This is a genomic window from Lactobacillus kalixensis DSM 16043 (genome assembly GCF_001434335.1).
GTDB classification, from domain to species: Bacteria; Bacillota; Bacilli; order Lactobacillales; family Lactobacillaceae; genus Lactobacillus; species Lactobacillus kalixensis.
Genome location: NZ_AZFM01000063.1, coordinates 551 through 3451, shown reverse-complemented (window position 1 = coordinate 3451; position 2901 = coordinate 551). Strand labels below are relative to the sequence as shown.

The window sequence follows — 2901 nt, the reverse complement described above, 5'->3', positions numbered from 1 at the left end:
AAAAAGCCAAGAGCCACGCGGAAAGAGCGTGATTCTTAGCTTTCAAGTTTCAGTTATTAATCATAACAGATAAATATCTGGTAAGTATCTCAAGTGAAAAATCTTTATTGCTAAACTGTGCTAACTTATTTAAATCTTTACCAGTGAAACTCTGAATCACATTGTTAACAGCAGTTTCCAATTGACTAAATGGAACAAATTCCTTTGTAGTTGTAATATGGCAAATAATTTCAAATGTATTTGCACTTTTACGCCCCACTTGATTTCCCATTTTAAAAGTATTGAAAGCATTCAAAAATACTCTTACTTTGTAACTACTTTTTCCTTTTTCCATATCTACCAACCGTCCAATCTCTTTTAATTACCTTCTTAAAGTCCAATAATTCTTGTGTTAAATTTTTCGTTGTCCATTTTGCAGGTGTTGTCATTGCATTAATGATCCCAATAACTTGGATAAAACTACATATAAAGTAATAAATCGGCAATGAGAATAAAATATAAAACTTCGATAAGTAATATTTTCTATCAGATGGGAATTTTTTCAAGAAGGATTGAATACTTAAGAAATTAAGCAACAGAATAAATAGATAGAGGAAATACAATATAACGAATGAGAGCATTACAACTTTTGTTGAATAGCCTAATACAATTAATAATAAAAAAGCAAATGTCCAAATAACTCTCAACAACAGAATAGTATGATCCATAACTAATCTTCTAACTACAAAGTTATGGAAGAAAGTTGAAATGTTGATTGAGCGATCTTTAAAAAAGAGATGTAAGGTTTCTAATTCACCTCTAAGCCAACGTTGGCGTTGAGTATACAACTTATTCATATTATCAAGCGGTGAAACATAGAATATCGCAAGCGGACAGAGTAATGCGCGTCCGTGTAATTGATATCTAATTTGGAAGGTCATATCAATATCTTCACCAATTGTTTCAATATTATATAAATTTGTTTCTAGTAATTTATCACGTCTAAATGCAGAAAAAGCACCAGACATTGTAAACAATCTATTTCCTTGCGATTCTACCGCTCTACCAGCTAAAAAAGACTGACAATATTCTAAATATTCATTCTCTCTGACAAATTTTAAGAACTTACTTTTGGTTTTCTTTATTAATTCTATTCTGGTTAGGATTGTACCGGTCAAAGCATCAATTGAAGAATCGTTCTCAAAATCAGTAACAATATTTAACAATGCATCTTTTTGTAAAACTCCATCGCTATCTACATGGATTACATATTTTCCAATCGAATTATATATTGAAGCATTCAGCGCTTTTGCTTTTCCTTGATCAGTACTTAGCCATTGCATATTCAATTCAGGAAAATTATCTCGAGCCTTCATGTATACTTCAAAGCTTTTATCTTTACTTTGATTATCTGCAATTAGAACTTTAATTCTTTCATTTGGATATGAAGAATCTTGTATAGATTCAATGCAACTGTATAGCGAATCTTCAGAATTATATACAGGAATAATTAAAGTAATATATGGGTACCTAGATATCGGTTTAAGCTTTTTGAAATGCTGTTTAGCAACTTGAAGACTAAAAAATCCAATTATGGCTGGAATTAGTTCATAAATTATAGGAATTAATAACCAAGTTATCCAAAAACCTAGTTGTATTATCAAATTTGCGATATACATTATCTATCCCTCCACCCTCTAATAATTTGCTGTTTAGTAAAGACGTTGTAGTAGAGAATAATAATTAAGATATAAAATAAAATTCGACTAATTATAGAGTGTGAAAGAAATAAACTATTAATCCCAAAATTTCTTGCACTAAAGGCAACAAGTAATATTCTCAATATATTCGCTAAAGTAATCCAAACAACCCCTTCAATTAATCTGAAAAACTTCTCGCTTACAGAGTAAATAGGGTAAAAAATCAACAAACTTACAAATACCAGTAATTCTAGTACCCCTGAACATTCATAGTTAATATTTAGCATTACTAAATCAGCCTTTGATCTTACAAAGATTAAATGACTATTAGGTTTAGCAACAAATGAATTAGTAAATTGTCCAACAATTTCTACTATTTTTGTAACTAAATATGATAACGATTTAGAGATTGGATCATGAAAAAAATAAGTTATAAGGAGGAAAAAACCAATGCTTCCAATCCAATAAAATAATCCGTGAATATTAGCTCTCTTAAGTACTGTGAGAATGTACAGCCAGATAATTGCTGCAATAATCACGAGTATTGTCATTATTTGCATATAAAAATCCTTACTTTTCTAATCTCTGAAAATAGATTTTGCTGAAGAAATAAACACAAACTAAAGGGATTAATATTGATATCCAAGGGGGAATACTTAATCCGATAGTTGTAATATGTCCCTTTTTGCTTGGGCGTAAGAGTTTAAAGTTAATAATTGCTGAGCTATCCAGATTATTATTTAACCGTTTCAAAGGTACTTTGTAATGAATTTGATATTTGTAATTACTATTATTTACTTTGCTAACTTTTCCTGCATCTTTTAATATAAACTCTCTGTTTCCGTCATTCGTCTTTTCAACACAAATCAGGTCAATATCGGATACTTTATTCTTTTTAAAAGATTTATTTTGAATATTGGATTTTAAAGTATATTCATATGAACCTGCCGTTAATCGCATATTTATGTCACGTTTATATTTTAAACGTATAAATATATCGATCTTATTGTCTTTTGTATTAAAACTAGCTTCAATGTTTTTAAAACGAGTAACTGGTAAATCTCGTGCATTAACAGTTTCAGTACAACTAAAAAGGAAAGCTAGGCAAAATATAAAAGAAAAAAGATGTGTAATAAAATTTCGCATAATTCTAATATTTTTGTGCAAAATAAAAGGCGAAGCAAAAGCTTCGTCTTTTATTATCAGTTAGACAACTAATTAA

4 protein-coding genes are annotated in these 2901 nt (G+C 29.3%); all 4 read right to left on the bottom strand.

From position 1 onward, the window contains the following. Positions 1 to 49: 49 nt before the first annotated feature. Genes FC46_RS09605 through FC46_RS09590 form a run of 4 tightly spaced genes read right to left on the bottom strand, consistent with a single transcriptional unit; the run spans position 50 to position 2825 of the window. The gene (locus tag FC46_RS09605; RefSeq protein WP_157046834.1) at positions 50 to 343 is read right to left on the bottom strand and encodes a tunnelling fold family protein; all 294 of its coding nucleotides are present in this window, start codon (positions 341 to 343) and stop codon (positions 50 to 52) included. After that, complete coding sequence (locus FC46_RS09600; protein ID WP_057800180.1) at positions 315 to 1658, bottom strand: TIGR03111 family XrtG-associated glycosyltransferase; 1344 nt, start codon at positions 1656 to 1658, stop codon at positions 315 to 317. Before FC46_RS09600 ends, FC46_RS09605 begins: the two co-directional genes overlap by 29 nt. After that, on the bottom strand, positions 1658 to 2239 hold the full coding sequence (xrtG, locus tag FC46_RS09595) for an exosortase family protein XrtG (RefSeq protein ID WP_057800178.1): 582 nt from the start codon (positions 2237 to 2239) through the stop codon (positions 1658 to 1660). Before xrtG ends, FC46_RS09600 begins: the two co-directional genes overlap by 1 nt. 10 nt (positions 2240 to 2249) lie before the next feature. After that, complete coding sequence (locus tag FC46_RS09590) at positions 2250 to 2825, bottom strand: exosortase XrtG N-terminal extension domain-like protein (RefSeq protein ID WP_157046833.1); 576 nt, start codon at positions 2823 to 2825, stop codon at positions 2250 to 2252. Positions 2826 to 2901: the final 76 nt, after the last annotated feature.

Coding starts and splice junctions, on each gene's coding strand:
- FC46_RS09600 (WP_057800180.1), bottom strand. CDS start 1,658: ATGTATATCGCAAATTTGATAATACAACTAGGTTTTTGGATAACTTGG.
- xrtG (WP_057800178.1), bottom strand. CDS start 2,239: ATGCAAATAATGACAATACTCGTGATTATTGCAGCAATTATCTGGCTG.
- FC46_RS09590 (WP_157046833.1), bottom strand. CDS start 2,825: ATGCGAAATTTTATTACACATCTTTTTTCTTTTATATTTTGCCTAGCT.